17 protein-coding genes are annotated in these 22,541 nt (G+C 60.5%); 9 read left to right on the top strand and 8 right to left on the bottom strand.

Annotation, left to right across the window (positions count from 1 at the left end; all coding sequences use genetic code 11):
• Positions 1-61: 61 nt before the first annotated feature.
• From GSF67_RS17165 to GSF67_RS17130, 8 genes are all read left to right on the top strand, one after another.
• Entirely contained in the window at positions 62-1,114 is a 1,053-nt protein-coding gene (locus GSF67_RS17165) for an NAD(P)-dependent alcohol dehydrogenase (RefSeq protein WP_006315924.1), read from the top strand.
• Positions 1,115-1,485: 371 nt separating this feature from the next.
• Complete coding sequence (locus GSF67_RS17160; protein ID WP_035216607.1) at positions 1,486-2,370, top strand: helix-turn-helix domain-containing protein; 885 nt, start codon at positions 1,486-1,488, stop codon at positions 2,368-2,370.
• Positions 2,371-2,467: 97 nt separating this feature from the next.
• A complete protein-coding gene (locus GSF67_RS17155; protein ID WP_006315917.1) occupies positions 2,468-3,379 on the top strand; it encodes an ABC transporter substrate-binding protein in 912 nt (303 codons plus the stop codon).
• 71 nt (positions 3,380-3,450) lie between these two features.
• Entirely contained in the window at positions 3,451-4,953 is a 1,503-nt protein-coding gene (locus GSF67_RS17150; RefSeq protein WP_176072051.1) for a sugar ABC transporter ATP-binding protein, read from the top strand.
• Complete coding sequence (locus GSF67_RS17145) at positions 4,943-5,920, top strand: ABC transporter permease (RefSeq protein ID WP_006315915.1); 978 nt, start codon at positions 4,943-4,945, stop codon at positions 5,918-5,920. The genes GSF67_RS17150 and GSF67_RS17145 overlap by 11 nt, the downstream gene beginning before the upstream one ends.
• Before the next feature lie 39 nt (positions 5,921-5,959).
• Complete coding sequence (locus GSF67_RS17140; RefSeq protein ID WP_006315914.1) at positions 5,960-6,691, top strand: SDR family oxidoreductase; 732 nt, start codon at positions 5,960-5,962, stop codon at positions 6,689-6,691.
• An 89-nt stretch (positions 6,692-6,780) separates the two neighbouring features.
• Complete coding sequence (locus tag GSF67_RS17135) at positions 6,781-8,391, top strand: FGGY-family carbohydrate kinase (protein WP_006315913.1); 1,611 nt, start codon at positions 6,781-6,783, stop codon at positions 8,389-8,391.
• A gap of 49 nt (positions 8,392-8,440) precedes the next feature.
• Positions 8,441-9,166 (top strand): SDR family oxidoreductase, encoded by a 726-nt coding sequence (locus GSF67_RS17130; RefSeq protein ID WP_006315912.1) that lies wholly within the window; start codon positions 8,441-8,443, stop codon positions 9,164-9,166.
• An 85-nt stretch (positions 9,167-9,251) separates the two neighbouring features.
• Here the strand turns inward: GSF67_RS17130 and proP are convergent, their stop codons facing one another.
• The gene (proP, locus tag GSF67_RS17125) at positions 9,252-10,772 is read right to left on the bottom strand and encodes a glycine betaine/L-proline transporter ProP (protein ID WP_035216560.1); all 1,521 of its coding nucleotides are present in this window, start codon (positions 10,770-10,772) and stop codon (positions 9,252-9,254) included.
• Between the two features lie 165 nt (positions 10,773-10,937).
• Entirely contained in the window at positions 10,938-11,234 is a 297-nt protein-coding gene (locus tag GSF67_RS17120) for a PRC-barrel domain-containing protein (protein ID WP_006315910.1), read from the bottom strand.
• A gap of 264 nt (positions 11,235-11,498) precedes the next feature.
• Here GSF67_RS17120 and GSF67_RS17115 point away from each other — a divergent pair, with 264 nt between their 5' ends.
• Positions 11,499-12,635: a polysaccharide biosynthesis/export family protein gene (locus GSF67_RS17115; protein ID WP_006315909.1), complete on the top strand. Its 1,137-nt coding sequence runs from the start codon at positions 11,499-11,501 to the stop codon at positions 12,633-12,635.
• Positions 12,636-12,643: 8 nt separating this feature from the next.
• Here the strand turns inward: GSF67_RS17115 and GSF67_RS17110 are convergent, their stop codons facing one another.
• From GSF67_RS17110 to GSF67_RS17085, 6 genes are all read right to left on the bottom strand, one after another.
• Positions 12,644-13,546 carry a protein kinase gene (locus tag GSF67_RS17110; RefSeq protein ID WP_006315908.1) on the bottom strand — a complete coding sequence of 301 codons (903 nt, stop codon included), beginning with the start codon at positions 13,544-13,546 and terminating at the stop codon, positions 12,644-12,646.
• On the bottom strand, positions 13,533-14,948 hold the full coding sequence (tagF, locus tag GSF67_RS17105) for a type VI secretion system-associated protein TagF (RefSeq protein WP_006315907.1): 1,416 nt from the start codon (positions 14,946-14,948) through the stop codon (positions 13,533-13,535). Before tagF ends, GSF67_RS17110 begins: the two co-directional genes overlap by 14 nt.
• Positions 14,949-15,030: 82 nt before the next feature.
• Complete coding sequence (gene tssM / locus GSF67_RS17100; protein WP_176072050.1) at positions 15,031-18,510, bottom strand: type VI secretion system membrane subunit TssM; 3,480 nt, start codon at positions 18,508-18,510, stop codon at positions 15,031-15,033.
• Positions 18,507-20,012: a type VI secretion system protein TssL, long form gene (gene tssL, locus GSF67_RS17095; protein WP_006315905.1), complete on the bottom strand. Its 1,506-nt coding sequence runs from the start codon at positions 20,010-20,012 to the stop codon at positions 18,507-18,509. The genes tssM and tssL overlap by 4 nt, the downstream gene beginning before the upstream one ends.
• Positions 20,009-21,349: a type VI secretion system baseplate subunit TssK gene (gene tssK, locus GSF67_RS17090; RefSeq protein WP_010973757.1), complete on the bottom strand. Its 1,341-nt coding sequence runs from the start codon at positions 21,347-21,349 to the stop codon at positions 20,009-20,011. The genes tssL and tssK overlap by 4 nt, the downstream gene beginning before the upstream one ends.
• A complete protein-coding gene (locus GSF67_RS17085) occupies positions 21,339-22,538 on the bottom strand; it encodes a type VI secretion system-associated FHA domain protein (RefSeq protein WP_006315901.1) in 1,200 nt (399 codons plus the stop codon). The genes tssK and GSF67_RS17085 overlap by 11 nt, the downstream gene beginning before the upstream one ends.
• Positions 22,539-22,541: the final 3 nt, after the last annotated feature.

The following is a 22,541-nucleotide window of genomic DNA, read 5'->3' as shown; positions in this document are numbered from 1 at the left end:
TTGCACGCCATCACGCTTACTGAATTCGCTGCCAGGCGTATCGCAAACCACGGAGGATGAGATGAAGGCACTGGTGCTGGAAGAAAAAGGCAAACTCTCGCTCAGGGATTTTGACATTCCCGGAGGCGCCGGGTCCGGTGAACTCGGACCGAAGGATGTGCGCATTCGCACCCATACGGTCGGCATCTGCGGCTCGGACGTTCATTATTATACCCATGGCAAGATCGGCCACTTCGTCGTCAACGCGCCGATGGTGCTCGGCCATGAAGCCTCTGGTACGGTGGTCGAAGCCGGTTCCGACGTCACCCATCTGAAGATCGGTGACCGCGTCTGCATGGAGCCTGGTATCCCCGATGCCACATCGCGAGCCTCGAAACTCGGCATCTATAATGTCGATCCCGCTGTCCGCTTCTGGGCGACACCGCCGATCCATGGCTGCCTGACGCCTGAGGTCATCCACCCCGCGGCCTTCACCTACAAGCTGCCGGATAACGTCTCCTTTGCCGAAGGGGCGATGGTCGAACCCTTCGCCATCGGCATGCAGGCGGCACTGCGGGCGCGCATCCAGCCCGGCGATATCGCCGTCGTCACCGGTGCCGGTCCTATCGGCATGATGGTGGCGCTTGCCGCATTGGCGGGCGGTTGCGCCAAGGTCATCGTTGCCGATCTCGCTCAGCCGAAGCTTGATATCATCGCCGCTTATGACGGCATCGAGACCGTCAATATCCGCGAGCGCAACCTTGCCGAAGCGGTTTCGGCCGCCACGGATGGCTGGGGTTGCGATATCGTCTTCGAATGCTCAGGTGCGGCACCCGCCGTACTCGGCATGGCGAAACTGGCGCGGCCGGGCGGTGCCATCGTGCTCGTTGGCATGCCGGTTGACCCGGTTCCGGTCGATATCGTCGGCCTTCAGGCCAAGGAGCTGCGGGTGGAAACGGTATTCCGTTACGCCAATGTCTATGACCGCGCCGTAGCACTCATCGCCTCCGGCAAGGTTGATCTCAAGCCATTGATTTCTGCCACCATTCCCTTCGAAGACAGTATCGCCGGTTTCGACCGTGCGGTGGAAGCGCGGGAAACGGATGTGAAGTTGCAGATCGTCATGCCGCAATAAAAGACGAAGTCGGCCGCTGATGATTGAGCGGCAGATATGGTGCGGAAAAGTATGAGTGTGGCCTGCCGCCATCCGGCAGGCTACACGTCAAGATTTCACCAGATATCGACTCCGGTTGCGTATTGTTTCAGCGCATCACGCCAAATTGAGCGGAAAAATAGGCGCCGCCGCCGCGTTTATAATCAGTCCTATCGGGCGACTCTTCAATTCCTGACAAAAAAGAGTCAAAAAAGTATCGGCAATTTCTTCGGCGTGATGTGGATGCAGGGATGCCGCACGCCATATGCTCCTCATCAACGCCTTGGACGAGCCATTAGAGGAAATGGCTCTCTCCGCAAATGCGGCGGACGCGACTGATGGGAGGAACCATGATGCAGCCCGATCTGGAACTGGTGCACATCCGCAAGGGCGAATCTTTCGCTGCCTGGCGGCATGGCTATCCGTTCCGCACCGTGCGCTGGCATTACCATCCCGAATATGAAATCCATCTGGTCGTCGCCACGTCGGGCACGTTTTATATCGGTGATTTCGTCGGTCGCTTCAGCCCCGGTCAGCTCATCATGACCGGTCCCAATCTCCCCCAGAACTGGATCAGCGAGATCGAGCCGGACGAAATCGTGCCGACACGCTCTCTCGTGATCCAGTTTCCGGAGAGCTTTATCGAAGATGCCTGCACCTCCATGGCCGAGATGGATGTGGTGCGTGCCCTGCTGGATCGCAGCCGCCGCGGTATTCTGTTCGACGACGAGACGAGCGACCGGGTTCGCCCGCTGGTGCTTCGGCTGATCGAGGCGCAGGGGCTGACGCGTCTGGCGCTTTTCTGGGAAATTCTCGATCTGCTGGTCAATGCGCCAACATCCGAGGTGCTGGCCAGCCTGAGCTACGAGCTGGACCTGACGGGAATTGGCGACAGCGGCATCAACCGCGCTCTGTCACATCTGCGCCAGCACCTGACCGAACAGGTCGAGGAAATCGATCTCGCGGACATGGTGGGCCAGAGCCCGAGCGCCTTTTCCCGCGCCTTCAAGCGCCACACGGGCACGACGCTGGTGCGATATCGCAATCAGTTACGCATCGATCTCGCCTGCCAGATGCTTTTGGCGGATCAGGACGTGAAAGTGGCGGAGGTCTGCTATGATGTGGGCTTTTCCAACCTTTCGAATTTCAACCGGCATTTCCTGAAACTCAAGGGAATGTCACCGTCGAGGTTCCGGACCATTTTCGCAGCCCAGAAGGCAGCGGTTATGGCGGAGTAAACCAGCGACACAGCGCCGATTTTTACCAATTCGGGCAGAGGTCTGTCCGGAAACGGGCACCTGTTGCCCCAACTTTCCAAACGGGAGGAAAAGTGAGATGAAAATGAAATCCAAGTTTCTGATGGCGACAGCCGCAATTGCAATGATGGCCGCTCCGGCGCTGGCGCAGGAAAAGCTGAAGATCGGCATGACCTTCCAGGAACTCAACAACCCTTATTTCGTGTCGATGCAGGAAGCGCTGAAAGAAGCCGCCGCAAGCATCGGTGCTGACGTCGTCGTCACCGATGCCGGCCACGATGTCGCAAAGCAGATTTCCGACGTTGAAGACATGCTTCAGCAGAAGATTGACATTCTGCTCCTGAACCCGACCGACAGCGCCGGCATCGAAGCTGCCGTGCACGCTGCCAAGGCTGCCGGCGTGATTGTCGTTGCTGTCGATGCCAACGCTAACGGCCCGGTCGACACCTTCGTCGGTTCGAAGAACCGCGATGCCGGCTACAAGTCGTGCAAACATCTCGGTGACGCGCTCGGCGGCAAGGGTGAAGTCGCAATCCTCGACGGTATCCCGGTCGTGCCGATCCTTCAGCGCGTTGAAGGCTGCAAGGCGGCTCTCGCCGAATTCGCCGACATCAAGCTGGTCGACACGCAGAACGGCCGTCAGGACCGCTCCGTTGCTCTCGGCGTCGTTGAAAACATGATCCAGTCGCGTCCGAACCTCGCCGGCATCTTCTCGGTGAATGATGGCGGCGCGATGGGTGCACTCGCTGCTATTCAGGGTTCCGGCAAGGACATCAAGCTCACCTCGGTGGATGGTGCTCCTGAAGCTGTGAAGGCAATTGCCGACGGTGGCCCTTTCATCGAAACCACCGCGCAGTTCCCGCGTGACCAGGTACGTGTCGGCCTTGCCATGGCGCTTGCCCAGAAGTGGGGCGCACGCGTCGTGCCGAAGGAAGTCCCGATCGACGTTATGGTCGTCGACAGCAAAAACGCCGGCGAGTTCAGCTGGTAAGAACTCCTCCCAGGCCCCGTCCCCATCTAGTATGGGGGCGGGGTTAAATCCCGACCATTGAGGAGGGTGAAATGCTGGAACTGAATGCAATAAGAAAAAGCTTTGGCAAGATCGAAGTCCTGCGCGGCGTCGACCTTGAGGCGCGCGCCGGCGAGGTGCATGCGCTTCTGGGCGAAAACGGTGCCGGCAAGTCGACTTTGATGAAGATCCTGTGCGGCATTTTGCAGCCATCGGAGGGAACGATCCGCATTGACGGCAAGGATCGCCGCTTCGCCAATTATGACGAAGCGATTGCCGCTGGCGTCGGCATCGTGTTTCAGGAATTCAGCCTGATCCCCTATCTCAATGCCGTTGAAAACATGTTCCTCGCCCGCGAAATTCGCGGGCCGCTGCGCCTTTTGAACAAGGGCGCGATGCGCAAGCGCGCGGCCGAAATCATGGGCCGGCTGGCCGTGGATGTGCCGCTCGACGTGCCGGTGCACCGCCTGTCGGTTGCCCAGCAGCAATTTGTCGAAATCGCCAAGGCATTGTCGCTGGATGCCCGCATTCTCGTGCTCGACGAGCCGACCGCGACGCTCACGCCCTCCGAGACAGAGCACCTGTTCAATGTCATGCGCGAGCTGCGCCGTCAGGGCGTGGCGATCATCTTCATTTCGCATCACCTCGATGAAATATTCGAGATCTGCGACCGCATCACCGTTCTTCGCGATGGCGAGTTGATTGGCTCCTGCCTGACGTCGGAGGTCGACAATGACCGTCTGGTGGAGATGATGGTCGGCCGGCGCATCGAAGCCAGCTTCCCGCCGAAGCCGCAGCTCGATCCTTCCGCCGCAAAGGTGATCGAAGTCGAAGAGCTGCAATTGAAGAAGGGCGGCCCTGTCTCGCGCTTTTGGCTGCGCAAGGGTGAAATCCTCGGCTTTGCCGGGCTCGTCGGCTCGGGCCGCACGGAAACGGTGCTGGCCATGCTCGGTGCGCATTCCGCTTCGCGCCGCAAGATCAAGCTTGATGGTGTGGATACGCGTTTATCCGGGCCCGACGATGCGCTGATGCGCGGCATCGGCCTGCTGCCGGAAAGCCGCAAGGAGGAGGGGCTGATCACCAGCTTCTCCATCCTGCAGAATATTTCGCTGAACAATTATCGCAAATACCGCAAGGCCCACTGGTTCCTCGACCTCAAGAAGGAACTGGAGCACACGACGAGGGCCATGGCGCAGGTGCAGGTCAAGGCGCAGGGGCCCTATGCCCGTGTCGACACGCTGTCCGGCGGCAACCAGCAGAAGATCGTTATCGCCCGCTGGCTGAACCATGACATGCGCGTGCTGATCTTCGACGAGCCGACACGCGGCATCGACGTTGGCGCCAAGGCAGAAATCTATTCGCTGATGCGCGAATTTGCCGCCAAGGGTCATTCGATCATCATGATCTCCTCGGAGTTGCCGGAAGTGATCGGCATGTCCGACAGGGTCTGCGTCTTCCGCTCCGGCGGCATTGTCGCCACGGTCGAGGGCGAAGACATCAATTCAGAAACAATAATGACAAACGCCACCACCGGGAGAGTTGAACATGTCGCTTGATGCAAACACCGGCGTTGCCGCGAAAACGGGCGGTTTCAGTTTCAGTGCCATGCTGCGCTCGCCGCTCGCCCTGCCGCTGGCGGGTCTCATCGTCGTATCCATCCTCATGGGTCTTGCGAGCGACAATTTCTTCAGCGTCAACAACATCATGAACGTGCTGCGGCAGGTTTCCGTCGTTGGCATTCTCGCTGTCGGCATGACCTTCGTCATCCTGACCGGCGGCATCGATCTTTCGGTCGGTGCGGTCATGGCGCTGGTCGGCACGCTGTCGGCCGGCCTGATGGTGAATACCGGCCTGTCTCCCGCGATTGCCCTGCCGGCCGGCCTCTTCATCGGGCTCGGCATCGGCATCTTCAACGGGGCGCTGGTCGCCTGGGGCAGGATGCCGGCCATCATCGTCACGCTCGCCACCATGGGCATGGCCCGTGGCCTCGGCCTCATCTATTCCGGCGGTTACCCGGTCAGCGGCATCCCGAGCTGGATTTCCTGGTTCGGCGTTGGCCGCGTCGGCATCGTTCCGGTGCCCGTCATCATCATGGTGGTGATCTATGCGGTGGCGTGGGTGCTGTTGCAGCGCACGGCCTTTGGCCGCCACGTCTATGCGCTTGGCGGTAACGAGCTGGCCGCCCGTCTTTCGGGTGTGAAGACCCGGCGCGTCAAGCTTGCCGTCTATGGCATCTCGGGTGTCACGGCAGCTTTCGCCGCCCTCATACTGACCGGTCGCCTGATGAGCGGCCAGCCCAATGCCGGCGTCGGCTTCGAACTGGACGCCATTGCGGCGGTCGTTCTGGGCGGCACGGCGATTGCCGGCGGCAGGGGCCTCATCCTCGGCACGCTCATCGGCGCGGTGCTGCTTGGCATCCTCAATAACGGCCTCAACCTGATGGGCATCAACCCCTATCTGCAGGATGTCATCAAGGGCGGCATCATTCTGCTGGCCATCTATATCGGGCGCGAATGGCGCTGAGCCGGCCCGGAAACACCTTCATAAACGCAGGAGAACTAAATGTCTGAATCGCTGCAAGGCAAGATCGCAGTCATCACCGGCGCCGCATCCGGCATCGGGCTTGCAACCACAGAAGCGCTGCTGGAACAGGGCGCAACCGTGGTCATGGTCGACTGGAACGAGAAAGCCTTGAATGATCTGGCCGCCAAGCTCGGCGAGCGCGCCATTCCGCAGGTGACCAACCTGCTCGATGCCGACAGCTGCAACGCGATGATTCCGGAAATCCTGGGGAAGGTCGATCATATCGACATTCTCTATTGTAATGCCGGCACCTATATCGGTGGTGATCTCACCGAAACGACGCCTGAAGCCATCGACAAGATGCTGAACCTCAACGTCAACGCCGTGATGAAGAACGTGCAGGCCGTCGTGCCGCACATGTCGGAGCGCAAGACCGGTGACATCATCGTCACCTGCTCGATCGCCGGCCATTTCCCAACCTATTGGGAGCCGGTTTATTCGGGCTCGAAATGGGCGATCACCAGCTTCGTGCAGGGCATGCGCCGCCAGATGATCCCGCACGGCGTGCGCGTCGCGCAGGTCTCTCCCGGCCCGGTCGTCTCGGCACTTCTGGCCGACTGGCCGGAGGAAAATCTCCGCAAGGCCAAGGAATCGGGCAGCCTCATCGATGCGAGCGAAGTGGCTGATGCCGTCGTTTATATGCTGACGCGCAAGCGCACCGTCACCATCCGCGACATGCTGGTCTTGCCGACCAACTTCGACCGCGTTTAATAATCTCTGGAGCGGCGGAAGAACCGGAAACGGTTCCGCCGCTTCAACCTGTTCAAGCACCGGATGATCCGCTCCGAGGAGTATCGCAAATGGCTTCCTATCTTGTTGGCGTCGATGTCGGGACCGGCTCGGCGCGAGCCGGTGTCTTTGATGTCGCGGGCAAGCTTCTCGCCACCGCCAAGCGCCCGATCAGCATGCACCGGGAGGATGGCGGCATTGCCGAGCAATCGAGCGCAGAGGTGTGGCAGGCGGTTTGTGATAGCGTTCGCGACAGCGTTTCGCGCGCCCGTATCGATCCGGCGGAGGTTACCGGCATTGGCTTCGACGCGACCTGTTCTCTTGTGGTTCGCGGACCCGGTGACGTGACCCTGCCGGTAGGTGCTGCCGATCATCCCGAACGTGATATCATCGTCTGGATGGACCACCGTGCTGTCGAGCAGGCTGAACGCATCAACGCCGGCAAGCATGCCGTCCTGAAATATGTTGGCGGCCGCATTTCACCGGAAATGCAGACGCCCAAGCTGTTGTGGCTCAGCGAAAACAGGCCGGATATCTATGCCCGTGCCGAACACTTCTTCGACCTGACGGATTTTCTGACCTGGAAGGCCTCCGGGGCGCTTGATCGCTCCGCCTGCACGGTCACCTGCAAATGGACCTATCTCGCCCACGAAAACCGCTGGGATGCGGAATATTTCACCAAGATCGGCCTTGGCGATCTGGCGGAGCAGGGCTTTCGCCGCATTGGTGAGAGCGTCGTTCATCCCGGCACGGCGCTGGGTAATGGCCTGACCGAAGAGGCCGCCAAGGCCATGGGTCTGGTCGCAGGAACCGCCGTCGCCGCTGGCCTGATCGACGCCCATGCCGGCGGTGTCGGTACGGTGGCTGCGGGTGGTGATGCATCGCGATGCCTCGGTTATGTTTTCGGCACCTCGTCCTGCACCATGACGACCACCACTGAGCCCGCCTTTGTGCCAGGTGTCTGGGGTCCCTATTATTCCGCCATGGTTCCTGGCGCATGGCTCAATGAGGGCGGCCAGTCTGCCGCCGGTGCGGCCATCGATTACCTGGTGCAGTTGCACCCGGCCTTTGCCGAGGCAAAGGCGCTTGCCGACAAGGAAGGCAAAGCATTGCCAGTCTGGCTTGCCGACCGCGCGCTCAGCCTCGCCGCATCCGCTTCCGCCGCAGTGAAGCTTGCCGAAGATTTTCATGTGGTGCCGGAATTCCTTGGCAATCGCGCGCCCTTCGCCGATCCCCATGCCCGCGCCATCATTGCCGGTTATGGCATGGAGACCGGCGTGGATTCCCTCGTCGCGCTCTATGTGGCGGGGCTTCTCGGCCTCGGTTACGGGCTTCGCCAGATCATCGAAACACAGGCCCGCAACGGCGCGCCGGTGGAAACCATCAGCGTCAGCGGTGGGGCAGGCGCTCATCCGCTTGCCCGGCAATTGCTGGCAGATGCGACGGGCCTTCCGGTTGAACTGACCGAATGCGAGGAGCCGGTGCTTCTTGGATCTGCCATGCTCGGTGCCGTCGCTGCCGGAACCTATCCGGACCTTATGGCTGCCATGCCGGCGATGTCGCGTATCGACAGCAGTGCAATGCCCGGTCCCGATTTTCACAAGGTTCACCAGGCGCGTTACGACGCGTTTCTGGCGCTGCAGAATGCGGCGCGTGCCATTCGCTCCGCCAGCCATTCCTGATCGACAATCGCTTGGCCGCTATCTATGGCCGCAAAATAACGAGGATTCCATGCAGTTTTCCGGAAAATCCGTCATCATCACCGGCGCGGGCAAAGGCATCGGCCGCGCCTGCGCGCAACTGATGGCCGCGCGCGGTGCGGAAGTGGTGGCGATCAGCCGCACCCAGTCCGATCTCGACAGCCTGAAAAGCGAAATCGGTGGACGTTCGATCCGTGTCGACCTCGCAGACATCGCCGCCACCCGTGCCGCCATGGCGGAAGCTGGTCCGTGCGATTTTCTCATCAACAGCGCCGGCATCAACGTGCTGGAAAGCGTGCTAGACATGAGCGACGCCGGATATGAGGCGGTGCTCGGCATCAACCTGCGTGCTGCGCTCGTCACCTGCCAGGAATTTGCCCGCGGCCGCGTCGCAAATGGCGGCGGCGGTGCCATCGTCAACATCACCTCGATTGCCGGCCATCGCGGTTTTCAGGATCATTTGTGCTATGCGGCATCGAAGGCCGGGCTCGAAGGTGCAACCCGCGTTCTTGCCAAGGAGCTTGGGCCCCACGGTATCCGCGTCAACGCCGTCGCGCCCACCATCACGCTGACGGAACTCGCCGCCGAAGCCTGGAACGATCCCGAAAAGAGCCAGCCGATGATGGTTCGCCATCCCCTCAACCGTTTTGCGGAAGCGGAAGAGGTGGCGCAGAGCATCGCGCTGCTGCTATCTGACGACAGCAAGATGATTTCCGGCGCCGTATTGCCTGTTGATGGCGGTTTCCTCGCCGTTTGAGAACGCTGATTGCTAAAATCCACTAAAACGAATGCGCGGGGTGCAACACGCACCGCCGCGCATTTCATTTTAGGATGCAGCGTTGTCAGGTCAGGTCCGGATGACGCCCGACGAGTCCTTCGCGTTTGGTTTGTAGAATCTTCTTCTGCTCCTCCAGTTTAGCGAGTTCTTCGTCGATCTCTTCGACGCTTTTTTCGATATGCTGATATTGCTCCGCCAGAAGCGATTTCGCTTCCTTGCGGCTGGAGGCATTTGGCGTATCGCCATAAAGCGGCCGGTTGGCCGTTTCCTTCAGGAAGAAGGTCGTGACGATGCCAAAAACGGCTGCGACCATCAGGTAATAGGCCGGCATGTAGATGTTCTCGGTCACTTCCACCAGCCAGGCGGTTACCGTTGGTGTCAGCCCGGCAACGATGATCGAGATATTAAAGGCGATTGCCAGCGCGCTGTAGCGAATGCGGGCCGGAAAGAGGGCCGGTAAAGTCGAGGCCATGATGCCGATCAGGCAATTGAGCGCGACTGCGAGAATAAGCAGGCCGAAGAATATCTGGACGACCTGTCCGCTGGCGATGAGATGAAAAGCCGGTAGCGACAGAAAAAGGATTGCCGTGCTGCCGGCGGCGAGAAACGGCTTGCGGCCGATTCGGTCGCTCAAAAGCCCTATGGCAGGCTGGACGAACAGCATGCCAACCATCACGGCGATGATGATGAGAACGCCGTGGTCCTCGCTGTAATTCAGCGTCTTCGACAGATATGTCGGCATGTAGGTCAGCAGCATGTAATAGGTGACGTTGGTGACGAGAACCATGCCGATACAGATTGCCAGGGAGCGGAAATGCTCCCTGGCGATTTCCGCTATCGGCACCATCGGCCGCTCTTTCAGCGATTGCCGATCTTCTTCCTCGGCGCGCTGCAGGCGTTCGGTGAAGGCCGGCGTCTCTTCCGCCGCATGCCGGAGATAAAGACCGATCAAGCCCAGAGGTGCCGCAAGAAAGAACGGGATGCGCCAGCCCCAGTCGAGGAATTTCGCTTCCCCCATGGCGGTGCTGAGCAGAACGACAAGCCCCGCACCGAGCACAAAGCCGGCGATCGAACCGAAATCGAGCCAGCTTCCGAGATAACCGCGTTTTCGGTCCGGCGCATATTCCGCCACGAAGATGGCCGCACCGGTATATTCGCCGCCCACGGAAAAGCCCTGAACGAGCTTGCAGAGCAGCAGCAGGATGGGAGCCCAGATGCCGATGGTCGCATAACCCGGAATGAGGCCGATGCAGAAGGTGCTGGCCGCCATGATGATGATGGTGAGCGAGAGGACTTTCTGGCGCCCGAACTTGTCGCCCATCGCGCCGAAGAAAATGCCGCCCAGCGGACGGATAAGAAACGGCACCGAAAATGTCGCAAGTGCCGCCACCGTCTGCACAGCGGGGGCAGCATCCGGGAAAAAAACCTTGCCGACGGCATAAGCGACAAAACCGTAAACGCCGAAGTCAAACCACTCCATGGCGTTGCCTAGAGCGGCAGCTGTCACGGCTTTTTTGACCTTGTCGTCGTCGATAACGGTCACGTCATCGATGCTCAGCGGGCTGGCCTGAATCTGACTGTTCAATTGTTGTCCCCTTGAATGCCGCACAACCAATTATTGCGCGATGAAAATGCCTGACAGGCGCAAGCGTTCCATTTGGCGGCGGAAGCGGAGTGGGGGCGGGGAGTGATCCATATAAACGAACGCCCGGCACATGGCCGGGCGTTGATGAAGTCTGGTGAGATGGGTTCAGTGACGATGCTCGGGCATCTCTTTCAGCTGATCCTTCGTCCAAGAGGTCACCGCGTGGACGTCGCCGTCTTCATCGCGCATGAAGTCAAGGTCGCTGAGCGGCACTGCGACCGGCTTCGCGCCGATGCCGAGAAAACCGCCGACATCGATGATGGCGGTGGTGGCGGCTCCGACACCATGGACATGGTCAACCTTGCCGACCTTATGGTCGTCTGCGCCATAAACGGTTGCCCCTTCGAGCACCGAGGGGGTGAGTTCCGTTTCAACGAGGCGTACGTGATTGGTATGGTCCATTGTTCTTCCTCCTGTCTTGGGTTGCACAAGACAAACTCCCGCACTGCAAAACCGTTCCATCCAATATTGCAGTCGGTGGAGGTGGGTTATTTCTCATCGGTGCATTGTTGGGGTTCGTAAGATAACCCTTCGGAAAAGGTTGCGGAATGGTCACACCTTTTCTTTGGAAGACAAGTTTTCGCTAAATTGCAACCGCTAAAGTTGTTGCGATGACGTGTTGGGATGTTATCTCTGCGTCAGGTTGAATCATCGAGGGGATGAGGGATGAAAAAGTTGGGTACGGTTTTGCTGATGGCTCTTTTGAGCGCCTGTGCAAAGCCATCTGACGGGCCGACCGCGGGCAATATCCGGTCTGCGACCTTCCCTCGAACCAACGAAAAAATCCCTGTTATCGAGCTGGCCAATGCACCGGCGGCCACGGTCTCTGCAGGCGGCATTCAAAGCGCTTCCGGTCCCGGCCTCACCGCGCTTCGCAACACCGGTTACAACGCCCAGAGATTGCGGCGTGGCGACGTGATCGACATCACCGTGCTGGACACGGGTGAAGACGGTCTTTTCTCTCCGACACAGAGCAAGACGCTCAATCTCGGCCGCTTTACCGTGGATCAGAGCGGTTCGGTCAATATTCCTTTCGTCGGCAAGCAGAGGGTTATCGATTCTACGCCTGAAGGGCTGCAATCGCAGGTCGTCGCCGGCCTCAAGGGCTCTGCCGTGAACCCGCAGGCCGTGGTTACCGTCGTCGACAAGCCGACGAGCGCCGTCATGCTCAGCGGTGCGGTGAAGACCCCCGGAAAGATCGTGCTCACCGCCCGTCAGGAGCGTGTACTTGACGCGCTCAACCAGGCTGGCGGTCCGACCGTCGCTCCGGGTGCGGCCAACGTTACGGTCGTTCGCGGCTCGCAGAGAGCCAGCGCGCCGCTTGACCGTATCATGCGGGAAGACCGTCAGAACATCCGCCTTTCACCGGATGATCAGATCATGATCGATGGCGACGCGGCAAGTTATACGGCGCTTGGCGCCTTCAAGAGCGCCGGTGAATTCCAGTTTGAAGCCGGAAAGCTGACCCTGGCGCAGGCTGTCGGCCGCGCCGGTGGCTTGCTGGATGACCGTGCCGATGCGCGCAATGTCTATGTGTTCCGCAACGAGATCGTTCAGGTTCCCGTTGCAAGGGCATCGGGCGCGAAAGGCCCGGTAGCGACGGCCACCAGCATGCGACCGGTGATCTATCACGTCAACATGCGCGACGCTTCGAGCATTGCGCTCATGCAGCTCTTCCAGATGCAGAAGGGCGACGTGCTTTATGCCAGCAATGCACCGCTGGTGGATTCGGCCAAGCTGCTGACCGTGTTCCAGAAGAGTGTGCCGACGGCGGCAGCCCCGCTTCCCGGCAGCGGCAACTGACGCCGGCGCTACAGAAGCTGTAGCGCTTCCGTCGCCGTTTGCGGACGCAAGGCAGGATCGTCATGGCAACAGGCCTGCGCAAAATCTGCGAGGCTTTGCAGTGACTGTGCCTCATCCGTCGCGATCAACCGCCGGGCGAGCCGTCCCACGGCGTATATATCCTGATCCGGCTTTGCGGGTGCGCCTTGCATCTGTTCCGGTGACGCAAATTCAGGCGAGGCGGCAAAGCGCAGGCCCTGTTCCGTGTGTTTCCGGCCAATCCGCAGGGCGATGCCGAAATCACCCAGTCTCGCCGTTTCAAAACCATCCGCCAGCAGAATATTGGCTGGCGTGACATCGCAGTGCACATATCCAAATGCATGCATGGCACTCAGCCCTTCCAGCACGCGGCGAAGGATCGAGATCACCTGCGAGGCGGCGATCGGTTGTGTAGATACGATCGATGCCAGCGAGTGCGCGAACCATGGCTGCAAAAGGCCAGGCCGGCCATCGGGCAATCTCAGAAGCGCTGATGTTTCCGCAAGGCAGGGATGGCGCAGCGCGAGCCCGATCTCGGCCTCATCCCGCAAGCGTTGCAGCAGAACGGCGTCGTCGCGACTGCCTGGTGGCACGGTTTTCAGCGCGTGCAGCGAGCCGAGATCGCGGTGGCGCAATTGCAGCAGAAGTGTCGTCTCGCTCTGGTAGGCTGTGCAATTCACGGCAAAGCTGTTCGCGATCCAGTCCGGTTTTTCGCCGGAAACGCCAGGTGTTTTTCGATCCAACGCATTTCGGATCTGGTCGATCAGGTCTTTTTGCTCCTGATCGCTTCTTTCCCGCATGCCATCATGGCGAATGCTTCGCCATAGGTCGGAAAAACGTGCGGCTACCTCCGGATAGGCAGGTTCATCAAGTGGATGTCTAGCCTTGCTCATGCCGGTTTCCAATCACGATGGCGCTGACATTCTCACGGGCGTTTTCGATCAGCGCTTCCTGGACCAGGGCATTGGCGCAATCCTTGATCGGGGTGTTGAAGACGATCTCGGCAATGGCGCGTTCTCGGAGGATTTGCACGAGCGGGTAGCTGCACAGCAGCAGCCTGTCCTGCAAACCCCACTCATCGAAGACGATATCCGGCCGGAATTGCTGGGAAAGCCCGACACATTGCGAGAGCTGTTTTTTCATGCCGACAACGACGTGATCGCGCGAAAGCTGGTGCATGGTGCCGTTTTTCAGGAGATAGGCGCGCGCATCACCGGACCACAGGACGCTCAGCGTGCGGGCGATGATCGAGGCTATGACGACGCTGGCCATCGGCCTGCCATCGGCACCAGTCGCCTGGCGGGAGAGGAGCAGGCTGTTGACGGTGCCGAGCTTTCCCCTGATCAGCTGCGCCATCATCTCCGGGTTTTCGGCATCTGGCGTTTCAGCAAGAATATTCGTGGCGAGGCGCGCGGCCTCTGCGGCGCTATGCGTATCGCCTTGTCCATCCGCTATGGCGAAGAGGGAAGGCGTCTGGGAAACGAACAGTGCATCCGCATTCAGGGAAAGCCGCGTTCCCGGATGTGTGGCATAGCTGTAGATGACAGATGACGGCTGTTCCGCTGGGTGGGCTGGCGCGGGTGTCACGGGCGGTATTTGCTGTTTTGTCTTCTCCTGCACCGTTGCCGGCGCCGGCGCTGCTCTTGAACCGTCCTCGTCGCCTTTGCCTGTCATGTCGCTGAAGAGGCGCAGAAAATCGGATGCTCTCGGCTTGCCGTCGAATTTGAGGCCGCGTGCACGGCGGCTGACGGGATCGATGTGCCACCAGAGGCTTGTCGGCGCGCGGCCGCGGACCATTTCCGGCGCGTCATCCTCGTCCCGCGGCTTCGGCAGGCGCAATTTCTTGATCGAGGCATTAAACCGGGACATGTCGAAATCGCCGGTCATCGAGGTCTCGGCCAATGCCTCTACGGCCATGAACCAGGTGTCGTCGAGATAGAGTGTTCGCGGATGTCTGCGGAAGCCGTTGAGCTGGGCAATGATGGCAAGCGGATATTTACGGCCCACCCGGTCGGCGCTCGGCACCAGCACGCCGGCATAGGCGCAGTTTCCCCATATGCCGCTTTCGACGATGAAGCGTATGGGCGGCGACGACGAGAATATCTCTGTCCATCGGCCTGCGAACATATCCGCGCAGGCGTGCATGCCGGATCGCATCCAGTCGTCGAAGGTAGCGATCAATTCCCGCTCGAGCCCATCGGAAATGAAATCGCCATGGCTGGGGACCTTGCCGAAGAAACCGATGCGATCGCTTTCCGCCGCTGTTTGCGTGGACCTTGATGCCTGATCGGCCATCAGTTGCGATTGCCCACGGTGTTTTTCGTGCTTGCCTTCATCATAATCCCCTCTTTTGAAACACCACCGCCTCGTTCCGTCACTAGAACTGCGCAGGGCAGGCGAAGCTGGCAATCGCATCCAGCTTGAATGGATTGAGAACCGAGCCGAACTGAATATCGAACTCGGCAGCCTGGACGCCATTCTCAAACCGCACCCGCAACAGCTCACCCGACTGATTTTCGATATTGGCACCGTCAAACAGCCGGAAGGGCGACCAGTCGCCGTTTTCGGTCTTCGCCTGCTGCCAGCCGCCCGGCTGGAAGGCGATGCGCGACAGGCTCGCCGTGTTTTCGCGCGAGGGCCAGGTAATCGATTTCGCCTGGATCGGTCCATGATAATAAACGACCCGCTCGCCTTCGATTTCCAGCATCACCGCGCTGGAGGCATTGGTGAGCGAGACGGGTTTGACATTGATCGAAACCGTCGGCGTCTCGCTGCCATTCGGGAAAAAGGCGCGCGATATCTTGTCGGCATTTTCGAACTGGGCGACGGCGCTGCTGGGAATGCCGGCGGCGCCGAAGGTGCCTTTCCAGCTCCATGGGGTCGTCGTCTTGTCGACAAACGGTTCCATGCGCTGTTTGAAGAAGCTCTGGAAAACCCCCGTCGGCGCGAAGAGACGGGTGAAATCCGCAATCGCGACATCGCGGGAGGAGGCTCGGTCGAAGGGATAACGACCGGTCACGATCGAGGAGCACAGGGAGGCTGAATCGGCCGTCCAGAGTTCGGCGATGCGGCTGCGTGCGGACTTGACCGCGAGCGAGCCGACATCCGCCGCCACGCCTGCCACCCAGACGTCGAGCGGTGCCGGCAATTCGCGTGCCTGCTGCAACAGATCCTGATTGGCCTTGGTGAGCTGGCTGTCCACGTCGAACACCTTGGCGACCTCATCGGAGGTGGTTGCCGAACGGGCAAGCTGTTCGTTCAGCAACTTGAAATGCGCGAGTAACTGTTCCGATGGCGAACCACCGGTCTTGTCGCCATTGGGCTGCTCGCCCGTTGTAGCTGCGCCTTTCGTCGCCAACATGTCGCGCAGTCTCGCATAGGGATCGGCCGCATTCACCGTAGCGGCCAGAACGGCTGCGGTTGCGTCTCCTTCCGCAGCGGAGGCGAGGGCGGCGGGGTTTGCTCCGGGGCGGAGATCGGTCGCCTCTGCGATCGATCTGGCAGCCTCCACCACGATATTGCGCTCATTGGCAAGAGCCCGTGTTGTCTCCACCGCGTCGCCGAGGCTCTGGGATGGTTTGACGCGCAGATCGGACAGCGTGTCGGCCCATATTTTCTCGAACCTGTCGAAATAGATTTGCAGCGCGGCCTGCGCCACCTGCTCGACAGTCGCGCCCTTGATGGCATCGTCAGAACCGCGCACCCATCCTTCGAAAAGCGCGACGCGGGCCGCATGCGCGACCTGCGGGATGACGACGCGGCGATATCCATCGGCGGTGAAAAGGCCCTCTATCCCCTCGGCCATCGGCGCTTTGCTGCGACGCTCGAAAGCACGCTCCCCCAGCGGGCCGAAAGCCGTAGCTGGTGTCCATTCCATCAATTCCCGCATTTGCGGAAGGCCGGCGAGAATATCATAGGCGCGTGTGCCAATCGCCTGATCGCGGATGGTTTCGCGGGCGGTGGCGATGAGCCGCGCATCGAGCTCGATCGGGGCGAGCACGCCGCCGGCGAGCGCCTTTGCATGCTGGTCAAGCGCCTCTCTCGCTGCCGCCCGTCCGTCGCCAGGATAAAGGGATGCGAACATCTGATGCGTCTGCATGGTCAGGAAATCGCGGTCGAGTGCACCCATCCCGCCCAGCATTCCGTAGAGTTTCAGCGAATTGAACGTACGGGTGACATCCTTTTCATCCTTCAGCTGCTTTTGCAGCTGCACGATCATGCGCGGCAGCAGCAGGGCGTTGAGTGCGCGCTGATAGGCGTCACGCTGCCGGCCGGCAATCTTGTCTTCCTGATCAAGACCGAAGCTGACATTCCACACGCGTTCGCGGGCAAAGCCGGAATTGACATCGCGCAGATTGTCGAGCGCGGGGAGGATCCGCAGGAAATCGGCGTCCGCGACCTCGCGCACGGGAATTCCCTGAACGAGCTGCTCATAAGCGCCAAGTTTGCGATCCGCTTCGGCCAGCGCCTGCGTATTGGCGAAATAGGTGAAAATCCAGCCGGTGAAGACGATGGCGACCGCCGTGGCGGATACGGCATAAGCAATGCGCCGCACCAGCAATTGCCGCCGGGAAAGGCGCTTGTCACGCGTCACCAGGGCGGCTTCAGGGAAGATGACGTCCTTGAACAACCGCGACAGGAAATAGCTGCGGCGGGTTCTGGATGCCGCGGGAGATTTTTCCGTTTCCGGCTGCGTTCCCGACGCGAAATAAACGCCGCGCAGAAGCGGCGCCTCGATGAGAGGCGAACTTGCGCAAAGTTCGGCAAGGGCCTCGTGCAGGCGGTCTTTCAGCCGCGCGAGTTCGGCTGGAAAACGGAAGATACGGCCGCGTATCTCCGCATTCTGCTCCTGCTGCAGGCGTTCGATCAGCATGGCATCGACCCGCTGCTGTAGCAGTTCGAATTCTTCCGTCAGGCGCTGCGGCAGGTTTTCGGCGGAGTAGCTCTCATCCAGCTTGAAGGTGGTGCCCCACACCTGCTGGCGGTCGGTCTTGTTGAATCCATCGAAAAATTCCACGAAACCATGCAGCAGGTCGGCTTTCGTCAGGACGATATAGACCGGAACGCGGGCATGCAGATATTCGTCAAGTTCCGAAAGACGCTGGCGGATGGAGCGCAGCTCCTGCCGCTGTTCTTCGGGATCGCGGTTGAGCAGATCGGGAATGGACAGCGTGACCAATGCGCCATTGATCGGCTGCGAACGACGATATCGCCTCAAAAGGCCAAGAAAGCCTTCCCAGCCGGCCTTCGAGGAACCGTCGAGGTCATCCTGGGTGGTATAGCGACCGGCAGTGTCGATAAGGATCGCCTCGTCCGCGAACCACCAGTTACAGTTGCGCGTGCCACCGATACCCTTCACCGCATTTTCACCGAGCGCATCGCCAAGCGGAAATTGCAGGCCGGAATTGGTCAGCGCCGTCGTCTTGCCGGAGCCGGGTGCGCCGAAGATCACGTACCAGGGCAAGTCGTAAATGTAACCGAAGCGCTTTTTCGTGACGCGCCGCAAGAGCGCGAGCGCTTCTTTCAGGCGGGTCTGGATTTCGCCGATTTCCGCCTGCCGATTGGCCAGCGCCTCGCGCTCGATACTGTCGACGAGTTCCTTGTCCTGTTTGCGGCCGCGGTAGATCGTGACGATGATGTAGACCAGCCAGACGGCGACGATGATGCCGATGGCGATGAGCCGCGCCTGCACCGTTCCAAGCGGTTTGAAATCGCCGAGCGCGATCAGATAGCCGTAGAACCAGATGACGACGCAGAGCGCGATCACCCATAAAAGCGAGAGGAAACGCCGGCCGACGAGGGCCGCATAGCTCTCGACATAGGAACGGATCGTATAAAAATAGCTCAATGGATTCATGGCTGGGCCTCTCCCGGCTGCTGTCCCGAACTGTTCTCTATGGTCGGCGAGAGAATGCCGGCGTCGCTCAGTTTTTCATCGGGATTGGTCAGGACCATGATTTCTGTTCTGCGGTTTATCTGGCGGCCTTCTTCCGTTTTGTTGTCGGCGATCGGGTCGCTGTCGGCCCGGCCTTCGGTCAGGATCGCGTCGGGGCCGGTGAATTGTGAAAGAATGTCTCCGACCGCCTTGGCGCGCGCCTCGGAAAGGTGCCAGTTCGATGGAAACTCCACCGTCTTGATCGGCACGGTGTCGGTATAACCGATGACGACGGCGCGGAATTTTTCAGCCGCAAGCGCACCGCCGATACGCTGGATGAGATCGCGGAACTGCGGGCTGACATCGGCGCTGCCTGTCGTGAACAGGCCCGAATTGTTGATGCGAACCCGCAGCCGCCCGTTCACATCCGCCAGGGTCACAAGCTTCTTGTCGACTTCCGGCTGCAGGAAGGCCATCAGCTTTTCAAGCCGGGAGGGTTGTCTCGGCGCCACCGTCTTCGGCGGCTCGACAACCCTGGGAATTTCGACTTGCGCCGGTGGCTGGGGCGGCGGGTTGGCGATCAGCACGCTCGGCGTCTCGGTCGGCGGCAGATGGGCAAGCCTTTCGAAGGTGACATCGGATGCGTTGTTGAGCGATAGCGTGAAGAAGAGATAACCAAGCGCGAAGGCGAGTGCCATCAGCGACAGCAGGGTCCACAGCGCGGTCATCGTCCGCAGTGGCGTATGACGGGCATCGACGCCTTTCCAATGTGGGGAAAGCTCCCGCTCGAAGGTGCCATATTGGCCGATCAGCGTCTTGTAGAGGCTGTCGCGGATGCGTGAAAGCTCCAGTGCCCCTTTCGATGAAACGCGGGTGCGTCCTTCGAAAGCCAGCGACAGGCACAGATAGATCAGCAGCAGCAGATCCTTGTTGGCGCCGGGCGACTGGTGGAAATGGTCGAGAATGTCGAAAACCCGGTCGCCACCGGTCACGTCATTGTGGAAGGTGGAAACGAGGCCGGAGCGCGCCCAGCCTGCCCGCACGCCCCAGGGATTGCTGAGAACGACATCATCCACTGTTGCGCAGACGACGTAATGCGCCGCTCTTGCCCGCTCGGGGCTGATGCGGGCGGAAGCGAGATCGCGCTCATAACGGGTGATCGCCTCCACGCAGGCGCGGCGAAGCTGGTCGGGGTCCGGCTCGGCATCGCTGAAGCGCAGCAGATGTGCGAGGTTGAGAAGGGGAGCCGCCGATTGCACAAGTGTCGGCACCTCCTCTCCGCCGAAGTGGAAACCGGTCAGCAGCTTGTCGACCGGCAGGGTGGCCACTTTCCCCCTGGCGGGGCGGGCCTGCTCGTCGGTCTCGACGATGTCTTCGAGGACTGCCGCCATGTTGCGGGCGTTCTGGTTGCGCCGGCGGCTTTCCTCGGTGATTTCGACCACCGTCGGCAAATCCTGCCAGGAAGAGAGGTTGTCCGTGCTCATTCGCGTAACGCCCACATTTCCATTTCAAGCCCGGGGAACTCGCCCGCCAGATGCAGGGCAATGGCACCTGAGGTATCAAGCTGTTTCCAGAGCGGCGACTGCGTGTCGATCTCGAAATAGACGGTGCCGGATCGATAGGGCAGTTGCCGCGGCAGGACCGGCAGGGACCGCACGGGGATGCCCGGCAGCGCCACATTGACCAGTTCGGAAATCCGTTCCACCGGCCCGACCTTGATCTGTGCCGGCAGGCGGCGGCGAATATCCTCGGCGGCCATATCCGCGCGCACGGCCAGCACGAAACCGGCATCGCGCAGAAGCGTGCGGTCGTGGATGGTGCCGACGCGGACGCCATGGCGGCGTTCCACCAGTTCGATTGCCACGGCTGCCTGCTCCAGAACTGCCGACAGCGAGGTACGCAGATCATCAAAGACAGCACCGAAGGTGGCTTTCAAATCTTCGTGCCGATAGGGCGGGAAATCCGTCGCCCGCTTCCTGTCCGTGGTGAAGGTGGCGAGCTCTCCGGCAAGCTGGATACAGTCTTCATAAAAGCGGATGGGGTGAAAACGTGTGGCGTTGGCACCGCGGTGAGCTAGCAGCGGATCGGCCCGGTTGAGGATCTGCAGCAGGAAATAATCGCCCACTTCCGCTGTTCCCCGGATCGTCGGGTCGCCGATGCGTTCGGCAATCGCCTGGGCGCGGTGGCGCACGATCCCCAGAAGCTCCGTCAGCAATTCGTTGAGGCGGGGCGCTGCTGCACAGCTGAGGCTTGGAGGAATGAAATCCGGATCGAGAATGACCGCACGGTCGGAGCGGACTTCGATCACCCGCGCCAGCCCGATGAGATCGTAACCGGAAAGATCGTCACCGGTTTTGAGGAATTTCAGGCTGAGGCGGCCGACGTCGATCGGGGCCACGAAATCCGTCTCGATATTGGTGTCGGTGACTTCATAGCTTGAGGCGGTGAAGCGCACATTGTTCGTGTCATTGCGGCCGCTGGTGGACATATCCGCCTTGCCCGGCTGCCGGGCCGGCAGGGCAAGATAGATGATGGCGTTCTTGACGCTTTCATCGAGATCGAGCGGCGGCGGCAGGTCGGAATCCTCAGGTGCCTCGAAGGGTGTGCCGTCGGGAAGCACGCCGCGCAGGTTCGACAGCGCGAATTGCCCTATCGACAATGCGCTGCGATCGACCCCGATCTCGGCGATGCCCCATGGGTAGGGCGAAAGGTTGCGCGTGGTGTTGCGCACCAGACGTTCGGTCCAGCGGTCAGATTGCTGAAAATGCTGAACGCGAAGAAACATGCCCTCACTCCAGGCAACACGGTTCTCATGTCTCATCGTGGTTGTTTACCCCCTTGGCATCGGCCGTGGTCGCGTCAGTCTCCCGTGCGGACGCGGCTTCACCACGCGCTGCCCGCTGCAGGAACTGCCTAACCGGCAATGGACGGCCGTTTTCTTCGAATTGTTTTTTGTAGGCCGACCAGTAGTCGGTCTTCATGACCAGCCCCTGCCAGTCCCTGCGCCCGATCTTCGCGCGAAAATCGTTGCCGGCATCAACAGCGGCTTCGAGAAGCCGGGGCTCGAGTTTCTGCGTGCAGCCATGCATCAGGGTTTCGAGCGAGGCGGCAAGACGGCGCTGCTGGCCAATGAGCGTTTCCATCCGCTCTATGAGGGATGGTGCCGGGCCATGGCCGGCATGATCGATCTCAATGTCGAGAATGGCCAGGCAATCGGCATTTTCCCTTTCCAGTGCCGTCAGAAGATCGCCGATCTCCTGTGCGGTCGCCGTGTCCGCGGACAATCTGCCCTGGCGGATCGGGTCTTCGTCTGTATCCGGGAAAACGCTGTCAAAATCCCGGTCATGCGAAGCCGAGACCGGACGTGAGATCATGACCGGCGTGTTCAGCGCATCGGTATGTTCGTGTTCGCTGCTTGCAGCCGGCTCCGTATCCCAGTCATCAGGCAGAACAGTGCCTATTCCCTGCGCCGAGGGCGGTTCGCTCCAGCCGATCTCGACGTTGCGCGAAATGGACTTCGGCTTCCGGCCCGCGCCCTCGCGCCGTGTTTCCGGCCAGTCATCGGCGGCGGCGGTGTTGCCCAGCAGGCCGCCGGCCGAACGGCCGTTCGGAGCGATATCGGCAAGGATCGCCGAAATGGTCAGCGTCTCGTCACTCATCTTCAGCGAGGCGTCAGGATCGGAAAAATCGAGCTCCGCATTGCCGCTGATGGCGACCTCGAAAATCTGCCCGCCGATATTGATCTGCGAACCGTCCCGAAGACGCGCGCTTTCGCCTTCGAGCAACAGGCGGCCATCGACCAGCGTGCCATTCGCGCTCTGGTCGAGGATGATGAAACCTTCGCCGTCGCGGCTCAGCGTGCAATGTAGCTTGGAAACGCGCCGCTCATTGTCATCGATCTGCCAGTCGCAATCACGAGACCGGCCAATTGCGCGGCGGCCTCGCTCGAAGCTCCACTTGCCGGCTTGTCCCGTCCCGATGTTCCGTGTGTTCTTGAGTGCAAGCTTCATGTC

The organism is Agrobacterium sp. CGMCC 11546 (genome assembly GCF_013365515.1).
GTDB classification, from domain to species: domain Bacteria; phylum Pseudomonadota; class Alphaproteobacteria; order Rhizobiales; family Rhizobiaceae; genus Agrobacterium; species Agrobacterium fabrum.
This window is presented reverse-complemented; position numbering and strand designations above follow the sequence as displayed.

Excerpts from the sequence above, each read along its gene's own strand:
- GSF67_RS17165 (WP_006315924.1), top strand. The coding sequence starts at position 62 with ATGAAGGCACTGGTGCTGGAAGAAAAAGGCAAACTCTCGCTCAGGGAT.
- GSF67_RS17160 (WP_035216607.1), top strand. The coding sequence starts at position 1,486 with ATGCAGCCCGATCTGGAACTGGTGCACATCCGCAAGGGCGAATCTTTC.
- GSF67_RS17155 (WP_006315917.1), top strand. The coding sequence starts at position 2,468 with ATGAAAATGAAATCCAAGTTTCTGATGGCGACAGCCGCAATTGCAATG.
- GSF67_RS17150 (WP_176072051.1), top strand. The coding sequence starts at position 3,451 with ATGCTGGAACTGAATGCAATAAGAAAAAGCTTTGGCAAGATCGAAGTC.
- GSF67_RS17145 (WP_006315915.1), top strand. The coding sequence starts at position 4,943 with ATGTCGCTTGATGCAAACACCGGCGTTGCCGCGAAAACGGGCGGTTTC.
- GSF67_RS17140 (WP_006315914.1), top strand. The coding sequence starts at position 5,960 with ATGTCTGAATCGCTGCAAGGCAAGATCGCAGTCATCACCGGCGCCGCA.
- GSF67_RS17135 (WP_006315913.1), top strand. The coding sequence starts at position 6,781 with ATGGCTTCCTATCTTGTTGGCGTCGATGTCGGGACCGGCTCGGCGCGA.
- GSF67_RS17130 (WP_006315912.1), top strand. The coding sequence starts at position 8,441 with ATGCAGTTTTCCGGAAAATCCGTCATCATCACCGGCGCGGGCAAAGGC.
- GSF67_RS17120 (WP_006315910.1), bottom strand. The coding sequence starts at position 11,234 with ATGGACCATACCAATCACGTACGCCTCGTTGAAACGGAACTCACCCCC.
- GSF67_RS17115 (WP_006315909.1), top strand. The coding sequence starts at position 11,499 with ATGAAAAAGTTGGGTACGGTTTTGCTGATGGCTCTTTTGAGCGCCTGT.
- GSF67_RS17110 (WP_006315908.1), bottom strand. The coding sequence starts at position 13,546 with ATGAGCAAGGCTAGACATCCACTTGATGAACCTGCCTATCCGGAGGTA.
- tagF (WP_006315907.1), bottom strand. The coding sequence starts at position 14,948 with ATGGCCGATCAGGCATCAAGGTCCACGCAAACAGCGGCGGAAAGCGAT.
- tssM (WP_176072050.1), bottom strand. The coding sequence starts at position 18,510 with ATGAATCCATTGAGCTATTTTTATACGATCCGTTCCTATGTCGAGAGC.
- tssL (WP_006315905.1), bottom strand. The coding sequence starts at position 20,012 with ATGAGCACGGACAACCTCTCTTCCTGGCAGGATTTGCCGACGGTGGTC.
- tssK (WP_010973757.1), bottom strand. The coding sequence starts at position 21,349 with ATGAGACATGAGAACCGTGTTGCCTGGAGTGAGGGCATGTTTCTTCGC.
- GSF67_RS17085 (WP_006315901.1), bottom strand. The coding sequence starts at position 22,538 with ATGAAGCTTGCACTCAAGAACACACGGAACATCGGGACGGGACAAGCC.